Annotated in this window: 17 protein-coding genes; 8 read left to right on the top strand and 9 right to left on the bottom strand. The window is 48.6% G+C overall.

Going from position 1 to position 18,314, the window contains the following annotated elements; genetic code table 11:
- Positions 1-29: 29 nt before the first annotated feature.
- From AAH446_RS15490 to AAH446_RS15470, 5 genes are all read left to right on the top strand, one after another.
- Entirely contained in the window at positions 30-1,649 is a 1,620-nt protein-coding gene (locus AAH446_RS15490; RefSeq protein WP_342907574.1) for a site-specific DNA-methyltransferase, read from the top strand.
- Between the two features lie 15 nt (positions 1,650-1,664).
- The gene (locus AAH446_RS15485; RefSeq protein WP_342907573.1) at positions 1,665-4,388 is read left to right on the top strand and encodes a DEAD/DEAH box helicase; all 2,724 of its coding nucleotides are present in this window, start codon (positions 1,665-1,667) and stop codon (positions 4,386-4,388) included.
- Positions 4,389-4,462: 74 nt separating this feature from the next.
- Positions 4,463-4,606 (top strand): hypothetical protein, encoded by a 144-nt coding sequence (locus AAH446_RS15480; RefSeq protein WP_342907572.1) that lies wholly within the window; start codon positions 4,463-4,465, stop codon positions 4,604-4,606.
- Positions 4,607-4,625: 19 nt separating this feature from the next.
- A complete protein-coding gene (locus AAH446_RS15475) occupies positions 4,626-6,005 on the top strand; it encodes a Shedu immune nuclease family protein (RefSeq protein ID WP_342907571.1) in 1,380 nt (459 codons plus the stop codon).
- A complete protein-coding gene (locus AAH446_RS15470) occupies positions 6,002-8,020 on the top strand; it encodes an ATP-binding protein (RefSeq protein ID WP_342907570.1) in 2,019 nt (672 codons plus the stop codon). The genes AAH446_RS15475 and AAH446_RS15470 overlap by 4 nt, the downstream gene beginning before the upstream one ends.
- Before the next feature lie 316 nt (positions 8,021-8,336).
- On the opposite strand, the gene AAH446_RS15465 is transcribed toward AAH446_RS15470, so the two are convergent.
- The 9 genes from AAH446_RS15465 to AAH446_RS15425 all read right to left on the bottom strand — a co-directional run bounded on the left by AAH446_RS15465 (position 8,337) and on the right by AAH446_RS15425 (position 15,780).
- On the bottom strand, positions 8,337-9,578 hold the full coding sequence (locus AAH446_RS15465; RefSeq protein ID WP_342907569.1) for an integrase domain-containing protein: 1,242 nt from the start codon (positions 9,576-9,578) through the stop codon (positions 8,337-8,339).
- A 694-nt stretch (positions 9,579-10,272) separates the two neighbouring features.
- Entirely contained in the window at positions 10,273-10,599 is a 327-nt protein-coding gene (locus tag AAH446_RS15460) for a four-helix bundle copper-binding protein (protein WP_203025665.1), read from the bottom strand.
- 239 nt (positions 10,600-10,838) lie between these two features.
- Positions 10,839-11,405, bottom strand: a complete 567-nt coding sequence (locus AAH446_RS15455) for a diguanylate cyclase (RefSeq protein ID WP_342907568.1) — start codon at positions 11,403-11,405, stop codon at positions 10,839-10,841.
- A gap of 460 nt (positions 11,406-11,865) precedes the next feature.
- Positions 11,866-14,196, bottom strand: coding sequence for a primase-helicase zinc-binding domain-containing protein (locus AAH446_RS15450; RefSeq protein WP_342907567.1), 2,331 nt, complete (start codon positions 14,194-14,196; stop codon positions 11,866-11,868).
- Between the two features lie 14 nt (positions 14,197-14,210).
- The gene (locus tag AAH446_RS15445; RefSeq protein WP_342907566.1) at positions 14,211-14,534 is read right to left on the bottom strand and encodes a DUF5375 family protein; all 324 of its coding nucleotides are present in this window, start codon (positions 14,532-14,534) and stop codon (positions 14,211-14,213) included.
- Entirely contained in the window at positions 14,531-14,755 is a 225-nt protein-coding gene (locus AAH446_RS15440) for a hypothetical protein (RefSeq protein ID WP_342907565.1), read from the bottom strand. The genes AAH446_RS15445 and AAH446_RS15440 overlap by 4 nt, the downstream gene beginning before the upstream one ends.
- Positions 14,752-15,291, bottom strand: a complete 540-nt coding sequence (locus AAH446_RS15435) for a host cell division inhibitor Icd-like protein (RefSeq protein ID WP_342907564.1) — start codon at positions 15,289-15,291, stop codon at positions 14,752-14,754. The genes AAH446_RS15440 and AAH446_RS15435 overlap by 4 nt, the downstream gene beginning before the upstream one ends.
- A gap of 7 nt (positions 15,292-15,298) precedes the next feature.
- Positions 15,299-15,517 (bottom strand): hypothetical protein, encoded by a 219-nt coding sequence (locus tag AAH446_RS15430; protein ID WP_342907563.1) that lies wholly within the window; start codon positions 15,515-15,517, stop codon positions 15,299-15,301.
- Positions 15,514-15,780, bottom strand: coding sequence for a helix-turn-helix transcriptional regulator (locus tag AAH446_RS15425; protein WP_342907562.1), 267 nt, complete (start codon positions 15,778-15,780; stop codon positions 15,514-15,516). Before AAH446_RS15425 ends, AAH446_RS15430 begins: the two co-directional genes overlap by 4 nt.
- A gap of 542 nt (positions 15,781-16,322) precedes the next feature.
- Here AAH446_RS15425 and AAH446_RS15420 point away from each other — a divergent pair.
- The 3 genes from AAH446_RS15420 (at position 16,323) to AAH446_RS15410 (ending at position 18,262) form a co-directional block, all read left to right on the top strand.
- Positions 16,323-17,066, top strand: a complete 744-nt coding sequence (locus AAH446_RS15420) for a septation initiation protein (RefSeq protein ID WP_342907561.1) — start codon at positions 16,323-16,325, stop codon at positions 17,064-17,066.
- A gap of 90 nt (positions 17,067-17,156) precedes the next feature.
- Positions 17,157-17,432 (top strand): Ogr/Delta-like zinc finger protein, encoded by a 276-nt coding sequence (locus AAH446_RS15415; RefSeq protein ID WP_024965440.1) that lies wholly within the window; start codon positions 17,157-17,159, stop codon positions 17,430-17,432.
- A 17-nt stretch (positions 17,433-17,449) separates the two neighbouring features.
- A complete protein-coding gene (locus tag AAH446_RS15410; protein ID WP_342907560.1) occupies positions 17,450-18,262 on the top strand; it encodes a hypothetical protein in 813 nt (270 codons plus the stop codon).
- Positions 18,263-18,314: the final 52 nt, after the last annotated feature.

The following is an 18,314-nucleotide window of genomic DNA, read 5'->3' as shown; positions in this document are numbered from 1 at the left end:
AGAATTTAAAGTTACAGAAAGAGAGCATTATGAGTAAAACCAAACTCGAACTGACCTGGATAGGAAAAGACAAGCGCCCTAAGCTGGAGCCGCGCATTCTTTTGGAAGACCCGGAGCTTTCTTATCACGCCAGTCACAAAGTGTCCGAAAACGACATTTTTGATAACAAGCTGATATTTGGCGATAACTTACTGGCGCTGAAGGCATTAGAGCAGGAATACATAGGTAAAGTGAAATGCGTATTTATTGACCCGCCTTATAATACTGGTAGCGCATTCGAGCACTATGATGACGGTATTGAGCACTCTTTATGGCTTTCTCTGATGAGGGATAGGTTAGAACAATTCCGGAATTTACTTAGTGAAGATGGTTCTTTATGGATAACCATTGACGACAATGAAGCGCACTACCTAAAAGTCCTATGTGATGAGGTTTTTGGGAGGTCAAATTTTGTTGCAAATTGTTTATGGCAAAAGGTTTATAGTGAGCGCATGGATGCTCGTGGCTTTAGCAATGCGCATGACCATATATTGGTTTATCAAAAAAGTGAGTCCTTTAGAGTCAACCAAATTGCTAAAGAACAAAATAACAAACAGTTTAATTTCTTCGATGAAGATGTGGGGAAATATTACAGAAGAAGATCTCTTAGAAAAGAAGGCTCTGAGTCGTTAAGGAAAGACCGCCCGTCAATGTGGTATGAAATTATCGCGCCAGACGGATCCTCAATATATCCGATTAAACCGGACGGTACAGAGGGGCGGTGGCGCTGGAAAAAGGACAACTTAGAGTCAAGAAAAGATGAACTTGACATAATTGAAAAAGATGGAAAGTGGGAGATCTACGTCAAGCAGTATCTTGAAGATTCTGCTACAAGACCTCCATCCACCTGGTTTCCTAATACGGAAGTCGGACATAATCACGAAGCAAAGCTTGAGGTAAAGGCGTTCAATCCAAAGGATGTATTTACAACCCCAAAACCAGAACGCCTTTTAGAACGAATATTATTCCTTGCCACAAAAGAAAATGATTTAGTGCTCGACTCTTTCGCCGGATCAGGTACCACGGGCGCAGTTGCACACAAGATGGGCCGCCGCTGGATTATGGTTGAGCTGGGAGATCACTGCCACACCCATATTATTCCAAGACTTCAGAAAGTCATTGATGGTAAAGACCAGGGTGGAATATCTAAGTCCGTTAACTGGCAAGGAGGCGGTGGCTTCCGCTACTACAAACTGGCACCTTCATTGATTGAATACGATCGCTTCGGTCAGCCGATCATTAATAAAGCGTTCAATGCTGAAATGCTGGCAGAAGCCGTCTGCAAGCTGGAAGGATTTACCTATGCCCCATCAGATACGGTTTGGTGGCAACACGGCGGTTCCACGGAAACCGACTTCATCTATGTGACCACACAAAACCTTTCGATTGAGCAGTTAGAGCAAATCAGTGAAGAAGTGGGAAGCGACAAAACTTTGCTGGTGATGTGCGGAGCTTTCCGTTGCAAGGCTGATAATTTTGCCAATTTGACCATTAAAAAGCTGCCAAAGGCCTTGCTGAAGCATTGCGAATGGGCGCATGACGATTACAGCCTGAATGTGCAAAATCTGCCGATGACAGCACGCGATCCTGCACAAGACGACCTGTTTTAAGCATTGGAGTAAGAAATGGATACCAGAATTATTAATAGTATTTCAGGTCGCTTGAGCTTACGTGCTCCGCAGCGGGAATCATTAGAGGCATTGGCCAAAGCCATTGACGCAACGAATGACAAACTGCTGGATCCAAAACATGATGTGCCAGCATTGCTCGAAACCTTAAAAGCTGAATTCCCTACACTGGAAGACTTCGAACGCGACTTCCCATCGCTCTGTTTTGCGTTGGCAACCGGCGTGGGGAAAACCCGACTGATGGGTGCTTTTATCAGCTATTTGCATTTAGCGCACGGCATCAAAAACTTTTTTGTGTTGGCGCCCAACCTTACCATCTATGAAAAGCTAATTGCCGATTTTAGCCCCGGCACACCAAAGTATGTATTCAAGGGCATTGCCGAATTCGCAGCGTACCCGCCTGAGGTGATTACTGGTGATAACTACGAGCAACGTGGCGCTCAGGTGATGAGTGATCTTTTCAGTAATGTAAGGATTAATGTATTCAATATTTCCAAAATTAACTCAGAGGTTCGTGGTGGCAAAGCACCGCGCATCAAGCGTTTGTCAGAGTACCTGGGTGATAGTTATTTCAGCCATCTGGCAGGCCTTCCAGACTTGGTTCTGCTAATGGATGAATCACATCGCTACCGTGCAAGTGCTGGTGTAAGAGCATTGAACGAACTCAACCCAATTCTGGGGCTGGAACTAACCGCAACACCTCAGGTTGAAACAGGTAGCAGCACCATTCCTTTTAAGAACGTGGTGGTGGACTATCCCTTAGCTCGCGCTATGGAAGACGGCTTTGTTAAAGAGCCCGCCGTAGTTACACAACGTAACTTCAACCCTAACCAATACAGCAAGGAAGACCTAGAGGAGATCAAGCTCAAGGATGGTATCCGCTTACACGAAGCCACCAAAGTTGAGTTGATTACCTACGCCCATGAGAACGACACCCGTATCGTTAAGCCTTTTATGCTGGTCATTGCCCGCGACACTACTCATGCGAAGGCTTTGAAAGAGAAACTGGAAACGGTATTTGATGGTAAATACGCTGGCAAAGTGATTCAGGTAGATAGCAGCAGCAAAGAAGAAGAAACCGTGCAGGCATTGCTGAATGTTGAAAGTAGCGATGAGCCGACAGAGATTGTTATCCACGTGAACATGTTGAAGGAAGGTTGGGATGTAACCAACCTCTACACTATTGTTCCTCTGCGAGCGGCAAATGCCAAAACCCTAGTAGAGCAAACCATTGGTCGGGGCTTGCGTTTGCCTTACGGGAAGCGAACAGGTGTTGAGCCGGTCGATAGGTTAAGCATTGTCGCCCATGACCGATTCCAAGAAATCGTCGATGAGGCCAACAAAGACGATAGCGTATTAAGAAAACTCAAATTCATCGAATTGGATTATGAAGAAAAACAAGGCAAAGAGAATTTTCAAATCGGCTCCAATATAGACGCACAGATTTTTGGTGGCGACACCAAAGGCAGTGCTGGAACCACCTACAAACCTAAAGCACAAGAGAAGCCGCTCTTTGTCTCGGAGCCTGAAAAAAAGGCAGCCAGCGCTGCGTTGGCGGTTATCAAGCAATATCAGTCCAAACCTGAGCAGGCACCAACGAGTCAGGCCCTTCATTCTGAAGCGGTGCAGCAGCAGATTATTGCAGCAGTAAAAGAGCACCTCACCCAAGGGCAACAATCACTGCTAGAGGATGAAGAGCAAATTGATATTGCCGATGTGGTCGCCAAAACAACGGCGTTGGTTGTCGATAACACTATCGACATTCCACGCATTATCGTTACCCCTAAAGGCACAGTAAATAGTGGCTACCATGCCTTTACCCTTGATATTTCAGGAATCAAAGGCCTCAAGCCGCAAGAGCGTTCACTAGTAAGCCAGAGCCTTCAAACCAATGAGCAAACGGAGATTGGTGAAGGAGACTCTGGTAATTACGAACCAATCAATGAGAACTACATTCTTAAAAAGTTGTTTGACTATGACGACATCCCCTACGACGAGCATGCCGAGCTGCTGTATGACTTAGCTAAGCAAGCCGTTGAGTGCTTGAATGCAGTCAATGATGAAAAGGATGTGGAAAACATTCTTCAAAATCAAAGCGACGCTATCGCAAGGCTTATTCATGCTCAAATGGACAAGCACTTCTATGAAAAAGCCACCGAGTACGAAGTGGAAGTACGTAGCGGGTTCACCACGCTGAAGGAGTGCTCATACACGGCGGCACAAGGGCAGGATGTTAAAAACTATCGCGACACCGTGACCGAAGTGAGCAAGATTAAGCAAATGCTGTTCGGCGGTTTCAAAAAATGCCTTTATCCGATACAGAAGTTCGATTCTGACACCGAACGACGCTTCGCTATAATCCTTGAGCGCGATGCAATTAAATGGTTCAAACCTGCCAAGGGCCAGTTCAAAATGTACTACAAGAAAGGCACCGAACACCCAGAGTATGTGCCTGACTTTATTGTTGAAACCAACGATGGCATTCTGATGGTGGAAACGAAAAGCGCGCAGTATAAAAACGCTGATGGCACCTGGAACGAAGAAGTAACAGAAAAAGCTAAGTCGGGTGTAAAGTGGTGCGCTAACGCCTCCGCTTATCTAAAAGACAACGGCGGTAAAGAGTGGAATTATTTACTGATCCCTCATGACGAAGTTAAAGAAGCAAATACCTTGGGTAGTTATATTTCTAAATTTCAGCAGTCATTAAGCGGGACTAAGTAACAATAGGCCGAGAGATCGCTGTCTTACAGCTGGTGACAAAACGTTGGTATTGTCATCAGCTGGAGTGCTAACCTATGGACAAATTGGAAATCGCCTACAATGCAGAGAAATCCTGGCCTACAGTCATTATCACCAGTGGTGGATGTTACAGGGTCAGGGGCAATTTAGCAGGTTTAAAAGCATCAATTCTCGATTCCGAATTCAAAGGTGAGTTCTGAGGAGGGAAGAGGAGGGAATATGGTTAAGCTTTTATCCGAACATTTCAGCCCTGAAGATCTGAATATTGAGATTGAAGAAGTATTCCCTAACTGCACGGAAGTATTCTATCTTCCGAGTATGAGCGATCTTGAAAAAGCAGGAATAGACTATGCGAATCCTAGTCAGTATAAAAGAAAGATTGCTCTATTTAGGGGTCAGGATGGATTTATCTCGCTTTATCCCATATATACCTTGACAACCCACCCTAACTACTTAAACCAGAAGTATGGCCAAATAAATGAAATAGCTATCGAAGTTAACCTTGACTCGGCACCCTATACCAAAGATGAAGTATATGAATGTTTACAACTTTTGCCGACAGGTTTTATCAAAGACATTCGCTATGGTCTAGGATTGACCAAAGGATATCAGACGATAATTTCCGCGCTTGAAAAGCATACAAGCCATCAATGCCTTATTCTTGACAAGAATAAAACGGGCGGTGCTGATGATGAATATTTTCATGTAAATATGAATGATTATGATGAAATGCGTCGTGCTTGTAACCGCATTACTGAAAGAGCGCGGAAAGTTGCGCGTATTACGAAGGCTGTCGCCACTTACAATCACGTTGCTCATCGATTAGGTGTTGAGCAAAAAACCTTGCCTACTGATAACGATACCATAAGCAAGATGCTTCGGATAAAAATAACGAATGCAGATAAGCAAGCAGCTATGAGCATGGTCACGAAAGACAAATCAGTAGTAAAACATACTGACTCAGCCACTTTGATTAAGTTGAAAAATGATATCGAGTTGGTCTCGCTTGAGCGCTTAATTTCTTCATATGAAGACTTGCTAAGTAAAGAAACAAATGAAGACATCTGGCAGAGGCTTTTCAATCAGAATCCATTTATCTTGACTTTTGCCTTCGGCTATCCGGCAATAAAAATATCAGACCAAGAAAGTATTGGTGGCGAACGCATGACTGGCGATGGTGAAAAAATCACGGTCTATCTGATAAAAAATGGCCTCACAAACAATCTAGCTCTGATTGAAATCAAAAAGCCTTCTTCCGCGTTACTAAAAAAAACAGCCTATAGAGGCTCAGTTTACTGCGCTTCCACAGAACTAACAGGCTCGGTAAAAAAAATACCTGATCAGTGTTCTCAGCTACAGCAAAATATTGCCACGATAAAAAGCAACAACCGACTTTATGACATTGAATCATATGCTGTTAACTGTATTTTAGTGATTGGTACGATGCCCGATGATGAAGACAGGAAGAAGTCTTTTGAGATGTACCGACGTAACTCAAAGAATGTGCAAATTATTACATTTGATGAGCTTTTACTCAAGTTAAAGCAATTGCACGAGTTTCTCGATAATAGCGATGAAAAAGGGGAGGTTGCACCGTGAGCTTACAAACAAATTTAAAGGGGCGCTTACGAAATACTTCGTTGCCTAAGAGCCATGGCCTAATGCCGGTATTTGAGGCAGTAGTTAACTCCATTCATTCTATTGAAGAGATGGGTAATGCCGCTGATGGTAAGATTGTTCTCCACATCAACCGTGCCAGTCAAGGCAGTTTGGATTTAGACGCAAAATCGCAACCTCCAATCATCGGATTTACCATTACAGATAATGGCTGTGGTTTTGACAATACCAACTTTAATTCGTTTGAAACCCTCGATTCAGATCATAAAATTGACAAAGGATGCCGTGGTGTTGGCCGCCTGATGTGGCTGAAAGTATTTAATCTAGTCGAAGTGGAAAGCCATTTTTTTGATGGTGACGATAAGCTTAAAAAACGCTTATTCCGTTTCGATGATAAATCAGGCGTTCACGGTGAAAAGATTGTAGGGGCAACATCTCAAAAACCTGGTACACTTATCAAGCTGAATGGTTTTGATGAGAGTTTTCGCAAGCATGTTCCTTCAAAAAACCATTCTATTGCCAACCAGTTGCTTGAACATGTGCTTTGGTATTTTGTGCGACAGGGAAGTGCGCCCAAGATAATTCTGGAAGATGCGAATGAGGTTTTAGACCTTGATAATTTGCTTGAAGAACATATGCATGCCAGCGCATTTCTCGAAACAATAACAATTCGTGACTATCAATTTGAATTAACTCATATAAAGTTTCGTGCATCTGTTAACAAAAAACATCAACTAGCCCTCTGCGCAGCTAATCGACTGGTTAAAGAAGAGTCTATTCAGGGAAAAATTCCTGGCCTGTACGGAAAAATTTCTGACGTTTCCGGTGATTTTACTTATACCTGCTATGTATCGTCCGACTATCTGAACCAGCATGTGCGCAGCGAGCGAACTTCGTTTGATATTGCTGAAGATGTTGAGGACATGCTCAACGAAGTAAGCTTCAAAGATATCCGGGAAGCCGTGTTAGCTCGGACTAAAGAATACCTGCAAGATGTTCTGATAGAGAACGTGTCGGCTGGTCGCAGACGGGTGGATGATTTCATCAACAATCATGCGCCACGTTATCGCCCCATTGCTAACTATGTTCCAGAAGAATTACTGATCGTTGACCCTGAAAAGTCAGATAAAGAGCTGGAGCTACATCTGCATGCTCAGTGGTATGAAGTGGAACGACAGTTGGTGAGCGAAGGCCACGACATTATGCAGCCTCAGAGTAGAGAGCATGTAGATGAATACAAGGAACGGCTCGGGGAGTACCTACGCAAAGCTGGAGATCTTAAAAAATCAGATCTTGCCAATTACGTTTCGCACCGGAAGGTAATTATAGATTTGCTACAAAAATCTATCGAGCGGCTTGAAGATGGAAAGTATGCCCGTGAAGATATGATTCATGAGATGATCATGCCTATGCGTAAAGATTCCAGCGAGGTTTTCTTGGACTCTTGTAACCTTTGGTTGATTGATGAGCGTCTAGCATTTCATAACTATTTGGCTTCTGATAAAACGCTCAACTCGATGCCAATTACTGGCAATGGTTCAACTAAAGAGCCTGACTTGCTTACCCTGAAAGTGTTTGATAATCCACTTCTTGTTAACGATCAGAACACCTTTCCACTTGCTTCCATTACGGTTGTCGAAATCAAACGTCCCATGCGCAATGATATGCGAGAAGGCGAAGATAAGGACCCAATAGATCAGGCATTAAGCTACCTGGAAAGAATACGCGACGGGAAAGTAACTACCAAATCAGGACGTCCCATTCCCGCAAATAAGGATATTCCCGGTTATTGTTATGTACTTTGTGACCTGACCGAATCGATGCATCGGCGAGCCCGTCGGGCTAACTTGCGGATTACTTCTGATGGAATGGGCTATTTCGGTTACAACGAGCCTTCCCATGCATATATCGAAGTGATTAGCTTTGATCAATTAGTTAAAGCAGCCAGAGAGCGTAACCGCGCATTCTTCGACAAGCTTGGATTGCCTTCCGCTTAACGGATTTAATTGATGAACCTGATGTTTATTGAGTTAAAAGATGCCATGCTCTATATACTCCTGAGCATGGCATTTTATTATAAAACTTCCTTATAAAATTCAACGGCAGCATACTTACATGATAATTTTGTGAGTGCTTTGATGCAGTATTTCCCGAACGATAATAGATAAAGATATGTAGTTATATCGATTGCTATTTAATGCTATGTATTCTAATTAATCATGAGCAATGTATGAGCTCAATTTATGTCCATGGTCATATCAATAAATTTTCCATGACAGAGCATAAATCAGAGTTGGTTGAAGTTTATCAGCATCAACCAACCAGTTGAATTTCTCTTATTCTACCTTTAATAATGCTTCCGCGATCCGCAGCCATCACAAAATCAGCCCACCACTGCATCATTGGACGACGCTGTACCAGATAATCGGTGCGGTTATACGCGCGGCGAACCTCATTTTCATCCACATGGGCAAGTGCTGCCTCAATTACATCAGGCGAAAAGCCTTGTTCATTTAGGGCTGTACTGGCGATAGATCGAAGATTATGCGAAACGGGAACACCACCAAAACCTGCCCGTTTGAGTGAAGCATTAACGGTTTGGCTGTTCATTGGTTGACTTGGTTTGATACGGCTCGGAAAGATAAATTCCCGATTGCCGCTTAACGGCTTCATCATCTCCAGAACAGCCAATGCTTCATCTGACAGTGGAACAGTATGGTCCCGGTTCATTTTCATCCGTGCTGCAGGAATCTTCCACTCTCGCGCTTCCATGTCTACCTCTTCCCAGCGAGCTTCAGCCGCTTCGGCAGGGCGGGTAATAGTAAGAAGTTGCCACATGAACAGGCAGCGTGTGGAAAGGCTAATGCTGGCTGTTTGCATTGTCTGCATCAGTTGAGGTAGCTGATTCGGTCGAATGCTAGGCATGTTCTTCTTCTGTGGCTTTTCGAAGGCTTTGCCAATATTAACGCTTGGTACAGCATCAATTAGACCCGTGTTCTGGGCAAAGATCATCACTTCATTAATTCGCTGGCAAAGGCGACGAACGGTTTCCAGTGCTCCTCTGGCCTGGACTGGTTGAACGGCTTGAACCAGCGTATGGGCTTTAATATTTGTAACGCTGACATCACCAATCGCAGGAAAAACATCTCTTTCCAGAGATCGCCAAATATCCTCTGCATAGTCCTCGGTAACACTGGCTTTCTTCACATTCCACCAACGTTCTGCCACGAGCTGGAAAGTATTAGTTTTGGCTTCAAGTGAACTGCGTAGTTGTTCTTGCTGATGTTCCTGGGGATCGATTTGTTTCGCTAAGAGAGAGCGTGATTCAGATCGATAGCTTCGAGCATCGGCAAGCGTAACTGACGGGTAGGAGCCAATGCTCTTTTTCGCTCGCTTCTTGGTGACAGGGCGGATGTAGCGAAATTGCCAGATTTTACTCCCGCTGGATTTGATCAGTAGCTCAAGGCCATCACCATCATAGAGAACATAGTCCGCTTCCTTGGGTTTGGCAGATTCGATTTCCTTAACAGAGAGAGGTTTGGTTTGTCTTGCCATTGCCGGGTTTCCATAGTTTTAGGCACCTCAAAAACAATAAAGCTTTATGAGGTGCCTAACAAGGTGCCTAAAAAGTTCGGATTTAATTAGTTGGCTTCGGACTTCACGGGACAAATTGCAGGCACAAAAAAGCCCGCAGGGCTTGCGCCATGCGGGCTCTTAGGACTTCATCGAATGGCTCTGGTAACCATCGACCAAGAATTTGGTGGGCTGGCGGAGTCTGAATTTTTTCGGCAATTATATGTTTTTATATGATTTTTATGAATTCAACTTTGATTGGTATACCTAAGCGTATACCAATCGTGTTCATTAAGGCGTTTTCCAGGTAGGTAGAAGGGCTGGTTTTGCTTCTATCGTTTCGCATATTTTTAGCCCTGAAGCTCGCTTGACGTTACGTAAATCGGAAAGGAACGCGAAGTTTAGGCGTATTGAACAGGAAAACCGCTTTTAGTGACGAGAAGTCCAGTCACAAAACTGAAAATGTGAGCTGATGGTAGTCCGCGATGAGCGAAAAACGGGCATTGAGCCATTTAAATAATCTGTGTAAGCATTTGTCATTGAGGGTTGCACTTACGAGCAGATCCATTTCCCGCCTGTCCCTTAAACTCATCCATCTCATCCATCTCATCCTTCTGAATTTCCTCTACAGGATTAAAAAACCCGCCGAAGCGGGTTTGGTAATTTGAATTTTTTCTCAGGCGGCCATCTTTCTGCATTGTTCGGCGCAGTGATGACAAGCTCTGGAACAATCCTGGCAATGGTCATGTTCATGTGTTGCACACTCATCGCCGCATTTCTGACAAACATCAGCGCAAAGTCGGCAGAGCTCTTTAGCTGACTCGCTATTAAGTGCCATGAACTGAGCTGCAAGACGACAGATATTTGCACACTGCATATCCAGTTTTATGCACTCGCGCATCATCTCTACGTTCTCTTCTTCGAGACAAGAAGCTGCACAATTATCACATGCCGCAGCACACAGATAGCAGGCCTCAATGCATTTTTTGTATTCGTCTAACATGATTTCTCCTTAGCTAAGGTTACGTATTAATCATGGAAGAGATAAATGATTATGCAAGTTTGAGATTAGTTAACGGTCTTTTCAGCATTTCTCTTAATTGGCTTACAGTGCATCTTTATAGTTACCCAATGCACCAGCGTCCGCTTATGGTACAGAGCTGATTAACATGCAAGCTAATGTCCACTATGAGCGAACAGTAGACGTTTTAGTTAGTGATGTATCAGATGACAGAGAGCAGCTTAGGTGTCCTGTTCACGCTTTTTTGCTTTTTTGCCACGCCAGTACTCTTCCAGGTAAGGCAGCAATTCAAGCACAAAGATGCCTGTAAGCACAGCCACGATATAGTTACCGGGCAGCGGATCTATTCTTTGTTTGAGTTCAAATCGAGCAGATTCTTCCCCGAAGCCAAACAGTGCCAAAAATTGCGGCCAGTGACGTGAAATCACCAGCAAAAGTGCCATCAGAGGCACCATTTCTAAAAAGCTGTGCACATGTTGCTCAACGGGCGATACCCGCCTTGCGGTCACAGCATAATTGACATCCCATAGAGCTGTAGCCTCATGGCAGAAAAACAGCACAATCATAAACGCAATGACTAACGCATTTATCTCTAGAAAGAGGGCAGCAAGTAAAGGCAGGCCCATCTCAAAAAACATTAAAATGTGAATATAAGTTTCTTTCAGGCCAGTAGTTGTTTCTATATCAGTTGCTCTGTGGCAAAGCCAGTCAGCGAAACCTGCAATAAGCCAGACAGGCAAAACGAAGTAGAGCAACATTAACATCTGTGGATCGGAAGTAGGAGGCATCTTACTGTACCTGTAGAGCTTAAATGAAAAGCATAGACGCATAGCAATGATGAGCAAATAAAAGTAGGAGGAATCCATGGCGGGCGGCCTGTGCTTCGCAAATTAATACAGCAGCAGGTCAGAAACATCCGCTCTTGGCACTTAGCGGAAAAACACACCCTGAGCATTGATCAGCACACCCTGAAGAATAAAACGGGCGAGCAGTGCGCAGCCTGCCTTTTAGCTGCATGGAAGCGTCAGATGGCGTGGAAGGGGTTACTTCAAATTAGTGGAGTGAGCAGAAACCGCGTCACCCCTAAAAAAAGATTTTATAAAAAATCCTTCACACTCTACACCTTTCATTTAATACCTTTTTATTCAATTAGTTATATGGTGAAGCATGGGTGTACAATAGGCTACACTCTACACCACGGGTGTACAATAGGCGTAAAAAAACCGGCTCTCGCCGGTTCCGTATGGTTCAGATGGCTGCCGGGTCATCACATTTTGGCAACCAGTCGGTGTTACTTTCCTCCGTCAGATCCAGATTGGTCTGGATCCCCAGCTTCGTTCGCCGCTTCAGGTAGTTCAGCCCGTATTCCCGTAAAATCCCTTCAAGCGCCAGGCCAAACATTTTCATGCTCAGCGGGTTCCTGTAGCCGTTGGCCTCCATGTAGCACAGGTAAGCGTGATACAGATAGCGGCGTGGCTGTGCGGGCCGGATGCTGGCATTCCCCATATAAAGCGCGTTTGGCTCCGGTGCGGTAAACAGGTAGCCACAAAAGTCCACCATGGGATCGGCATCGCGCTTGATGCGCATTGCCTCGCCGGAGTTCTGCTGCGACTGAAGCAGCGCGCGGGCATTCTGCGGCTGACTGAATCGCTGCATCAGCTGGCGCACGATAACGGCCAGTTCTCCCCGGATTTTCTCTTTCAGCAGCGGATCGCGCTCGCTGGCCGCAACAATTTCCGGGAAATGAAGAATGACCCGGCGGCGTGACACGCCCCCGCTGCGGTCGGTGAAGCGCATCGGGTTGTTGTTCACCGCCAGAATAACCGCCGGGATATGGGTTGAGTAGGCGTCACGGTATTTCGGATCAACGGATACCGCATCGCCGCCGGTGATGGCTTTAATACCCGCGCCATCGCCGCTCCATTTCTCCTGGTCAGGCAGAATAATCAGTGAGTAGCCAATCACTGCCGCGCGTTCACGTGAAGACTCCAGCGTCTCGATGGTTGCAGAGGTGGTATTATCCGTTCCGGCCAGCATGGTGGCGATTTCGGCCATGATACTTTTACCACTGCCACCGGGGCCGGTCACCTCAAGAAACAGCTGCCAGTCATAGCGGTTTGCCAGCACCATAAACAGCGCGGCCAGAATGATGTCGCGCTTCTCTGCGCTACGACCTGCTGCCCGGTCCAGCCACTGCCAGAAGTGTGGCGCGTGGCTTTCCAGCGTCTCGCCCGGCACCGGCGGGGTGAAATCCACATCGCTGACGGTGCGCAGCCAGTAGTCTTTTCTGTGCGGACTGAAGGTGGCGGTGCGGGTGTCCAGCACCCCGTTACGAAAGCCAATCAGACGGCGTGCCGGCTCCGCCTGCTGTGGCACGATAAGTTTCAGCGTGTCGACGATGCCCGCCACCTTTGCCGATGAAAAGCTGGCCCCAACTTTAAGGAACAGGGCCGCCACCTCACGGCGGAACTGATTGCCGGGCATCACCTTCCACGCACCCGACTGGTATCGACTGAGAATTTCACCGCTGGCGTCCACGGCCAGCCGGTCACGGTAATGTTCAGACACGCGCTCCGCCTTGTCGCTGACGCTCATGGCTGAAAATTCCGCCTCGCTCATAGTGGTAAACGGGCTGGTGCGTACTGGCCTGGCCGCATCGTTCAGCGCCCTGCGCGTTTCATCCGCGCCGTTCTGAATAAAGGCATCATTCCAGTCACCGAATACGGGTGGCAGGGCTACCGTGGCGTTGCAGGCTTCTGCGGCCTTACCTGCTTTTGTCTGCCCGTCACCGTTCAGGTCACGGTCTGCGGCAATCAGCAGGGGCAGCGTGGCGTGTTTTTCGCGGACAAGGCCAGCCAGAGAAAGGAGGTTCACGGACGACAGTGCCACCCACACTTTATCGCCGGTCAGGTTATGCACTGTCAGCCCGGTGGCGTATCCTTCTGCCAGCCAGATGCGCTTTGCCGGTTTATCACTGCCGAGAACGTGGCAGGCACCTTTCACCTGACCGCCTTTTAACGTGCGCTTTTCACCGGCGGCGTTAATCAGCTGGACGTTGACCAGATGCCCGGCCATATCATGCAGCGGCACCACCACGTCACCGGGACGGTAGCTGATGGTTGCCACCTTATGCGGCTTCGTCAGTGCCAGGGCATTATGCTGCGGCCAGCCCTTGCGGGACAGGTAGGCGTTACCGGTGACTGCTTTCGCCGTGCTGACCAGCTGCTGCGCCAGCATGGCGGCGGCCTGGTGGGCTGCTTCCGTGTCAGCCGTGTTTGTGCTCAGGGATTCAGGCTGTACCGGTGGCAGCACGCCGCTCAGCTCACTGACGCGTACAGCGGCCTCGCTCAGGGAAATACTGAGCGCCTTTTCCACCAGGGTGAGACCGTCACCGGCCCCGCAGTGGTTACAAATCCATGTACCGCGCCCGTCTTTATCATCAAAGCGAAAGCGGTCGGTGCCCTGACAGACCGGGCACGGCATATGGCGGTTTTTCACCACCGTCAGGCCCAGTGCGGGGAGGATGCGGGGCCACTGGCCCCGTGCGGCGGTGGCTGCTTCTGATACGGTCATTTTCATAATTTTATTCTCCCTCAGTGCAGTACCGGCACGTCTTTAAGACGCCCGCACAGTTCATCCATCACCACCTGTCCCAGAAAGGACAGGCACGGCGCGGCTTTCAGCGGCCCGGCGGCCATCAGGTCAGCCAGCAGCGCACAGGCGATTTCCTGCCCGCGCTGGCGTCCGTGCTGGCGCAGATAAAATCCTTCCAGCCCGGTTTCGATGGCGTGTTCAACACACGCCAGCGTCAGGGAGTGATAGCGGTTCTGCTCATGGCAGAGGGTCAGCCAGGCACAGGCCACCGCGCGGCGGTAAAGCGCGGCTTTTAAAGCGGGTGACAGAGTACGTTCTTTCATGGCTGCACCTCCTCATTCATCCAGCCGTCATGACAGCGTGTCACCACGCCGTCCAGCTGTGCGGTCATCAGGTAAATCAGGGAAGCCAGCTGCGCGCGCTGGTCAGCCGGTGGCGCTTCGTGACAGTCCTGAATCCGGGTCAGGTCAGATACCAGCAGACCAACGTTGCGGATATGGTCGAGGCGAAGAATGTCTTCAGGGGAAATGCTGGCGTGATTCATGCGCGCACCTCCCTGACCGGCAGGCGGGCGGCCAGTGACAGAATGTAATCACGTGCAAGTGTCAGGCGCGCGGCGCGCTCACTGGCAGCTGTGGTGCGAAGCATCTGAATACGGGAATGGCGCTCACAGCGGCGCAGGGCGGCAAAAACAAAGACGAACTGAATATGTGGGGAATGAGTGACTTTAGCCATGATGGCAGTCTCCATTGAGTAGCGGTTATTGCCACCACCGGAGTTCCTACACTCATGGGTGGCAGCCCGAACGGGGGTAGGAATACCGGCCTCAATGGATACCGGCCAGCCCGAAGGCTGCCCCGCCCGGGCCACCATTACGCGGACGGCACAACGGATATATAACCGCTGCCCGAAAAATGGGTGCACTGAGGCATGGACACAAAAAAAGACGCGTGGCGCGTCTGGTGTCGCCATTGAGTAACTCGGGTTCCTACGCCCGGCTGCCGATTTTGCGACAGCAACAAGACTGTACCAGGGAATGACCCCTGCACGCAAGCCGGGGAACAGCAGATTAAGCAGCATTTGCACCTCAGCAGTCGGTGAGGATGATGCCGGCGCGGGAAAACGTCTGCAATTCGGTTTTACCGGGTGGGGTTGTGACACTGCGTTCGTTAAAGCCGGTATCTGTACCCTGAAAGCACTGCGGCTGCCCCGTTTTATCCGTTTCAGTTGCAATCGCCAGTGCTAGCAGCTGCGCATTATTCAAGGACAGGCCGTGCGTCTTTCCGCCGATGGTAAGCACAATCATGACAAACGCTCCTGACCGCGCGCGGCAATGCGATCATTCATCCAGTCGCCAACTTCACTGGCAAGCCACGCCACATTTTTTCCGCCCAGCGAGACCTGCGCCGGAAAGGCATTGCGGCTGATGAGATCGTAAACGGTGGAACGGGATAAGCCACAGATATGCATCACTTCCGGCAGGCGGATAAAGCGTTCCTGAGCGGGCAGCGATGAAGGTAAAACAGGGGCCGCCGGAGCGGATGAAGATGCGGAAACAGTGTTATACATGGCTACCTCTCAGGGTTCCGTAACGAGCCGGGCGGACGTGCCCGGTCTCTGGTAGCTCTTTATTTTGAGTATATTTTACTGCAAAGCAACAAGCTGAATTTGTATGAGTCAGAGAAAAACTGAATACAAATCGCACAGCAAAAAATGGCTGTGACATATAAAGACAAATAAGCACAAATAAGCCGTAGTAAGCTTAAAGCAAGTTTTTTTAACTTATTAATAATTTCAAATTAATCGAAAATAACAATGGAAATATTTTATACAGTCTCCTGATGGGTGAACAATGGTGAACAGAAGGTGAAGAATCACTTTTCGATTGTTCACCCTTTAATTTACTGTATTTATTCTTTTTTTCTTAAGGGTGAAGAAAGGTGAAGGATATATATAAAATTAAAATCAGCATGATGGGTTTACGAAGTCCTTTTCCTGGCTAGCCAGAAGAAGGTCTTTTTGTCTGGTCGCTGAGACAACGGCATCCGGTAGTTCAGCTGTGTCAGCGCCGGCACAATTGACTTCCCGAAACCGAAAAGGCAGGAAACAACATGACCGACACCCACCGCACCCCCGAAGCAGACTTTACCACCGCATTACCCGCCGCTACCCGGCAGGCGCTTGAGAAAGTACAGACCGCTAAATCAGCATGGCTTGCTGCACGCAGGCAACAGACTGAAGCCGCAACGATGGCCGCCACCATCAGACGCCGCCGGGAAGAAACAGAAGCTGAAGCGAAAATCATGAATGAGGAGTGGCGCGAACTGTTCCGGGAAAACCAGGGCAGTATGACGCCGCGCATGAAGAAGCTGCGTACGGATATCGCACTGGCCCGCGAAACGCTGAACGAGTTTGATGAATTGCTGAGCACACTTCAGACCGAAACGGAAACCCTCCCGTGGGCCTCCGGAGACCGGGCAAAAGAATACATTAATGCTCACAAATCATTGATGATGGTTTACTCGCACCATGTATGGGCACAGTTCATGGCGGAGCATGGTGAGGCAATGATGCAGGCCCTCAGTCTTCGGATGCACGCAATGGGGCTTTATCATGCCGGCGGCTATGAGGGCGTGGATGATGCAGAAACCAAAATTAAGCAGTTCATCCGGGGAGACATTACCGAAAAAGCGATGAAGCATGCTCCGTCCGCAGAAGGAGATGCCCTGCTTTCGGGAACAGGGCTCAGTGCTGCATCGCAGGCGCATCACGATGCACGTAATGCGCCCAGCCCGATGACGCGACATACACTGTTCATGAAGCGTGAAATGGACGCGAAGGACACAGCACAATGAGCCAGGACTGCCAGCGCAGCTACTCGCCTGCCAGACACTTTCGTTACCGGCAGCGTTCTGAAAGTCTGATAAGCGCCAGGAGGCCAGTCGATGGCGCTTAAATGCCCGGAATGCGGCACGGTATCGCACACGCGTACCAGCGCCTATGAATCTCCCACCGTCAAGCGAACCTGGTATCAGTGCCGGAATCTGGATTGCTCGTGCACGTTCACCGCGCTGGAGAGCGTGGAGAAAATCATCATGAAACCGCACAAGCCCGTGGCGGCAGAGCCTAAACCGCAGAATGACGTCCCGGTTCGCCAGCCGCAGACGCTGGGCCGCTATGGTTCAGCCAGTACCCGCAAAGACCGCCACGCACAACCCTGACAGAGAGGAAAAGCAGCATGACACAGCAGCAGATGACCGACGAACAGATTCAGGTCGCCGGTAACCGTATTGGTACGGCGCAGGCCAGAGTACAGCGGCCACTTAAGGAAGCCGGATGGCTCCTGCGATTACCCGAGGCTGACGTTATCAGCCACACCACCGAGCTGGTGAAGGGCCTTTCCCCTGACTGGCGTTTACGTATCGAAGACCTCAACGTGAAGATGCTTGCCTGGCTGGAAGCGAGGCAGGCCGAAAATGCCGCCACTGAAAATCTCAGCGAGCTGCGCCAGCGTAAAACAGAGATGGAACAGGCAAGCCGGGACAACCGGGCGCGCTTCCGTGAAATGCTGGGACAGAATGGCGGCAGCGTCACGCCGGATATGAAGGCACTGCGCGCGGAGTATCTGGAACAGCAGGAAACGGCATCAGACCTTGCCGGGCTGATTGCCGAAAAGGAAAAGCAGCTGCCAGTACTGGCAGACGTGACCGGACGCAAGGCTAACGCTTACGTATTCTGTCATGAGGGCATCACGAGTGAGCGCATTGATACGCTTATTGATGACTTCTTTATCATTCATGGCGCCGAGCTGAGCAGCCTGCTCAGGATGAAATACAGCCAGTTTGAACAGAATGGCTCAACCCATGCACCGGGCGTTATTGAAGGCGCGAACGATGCTGACACGCTTTACCGTGAATATGTCCAGAACCTTATTAAGCAATGGACGGGGGTAAACCAGCCGTTGATGTTCCGGGATGACGTGCTGAGCGTGAGCGGTGCGCATCCTTTCCGGGGAGCCAGAACCGATCGCAGCAAGCGTAAAATTTTCTGAGCGGCAAGCGCAGAAACTCACCGAAGCCCGGCCAGTGCCGGGCTTTTTTACG

It is taken from the genome of Erwinia psychrophila (assembly GCF_039023475.1).
Taxonomy (GTDB): Bacteria; Pseudomonadota; Gammaproteobacteria; order Enterobacterales; family Enterobacteriaceae; genus Erwinia.
The sequence above is the reverse complement of the archived record's forward strand: the minus strand, read 5'-3'. Positions and strand labels throughout refer to the sequence as shown.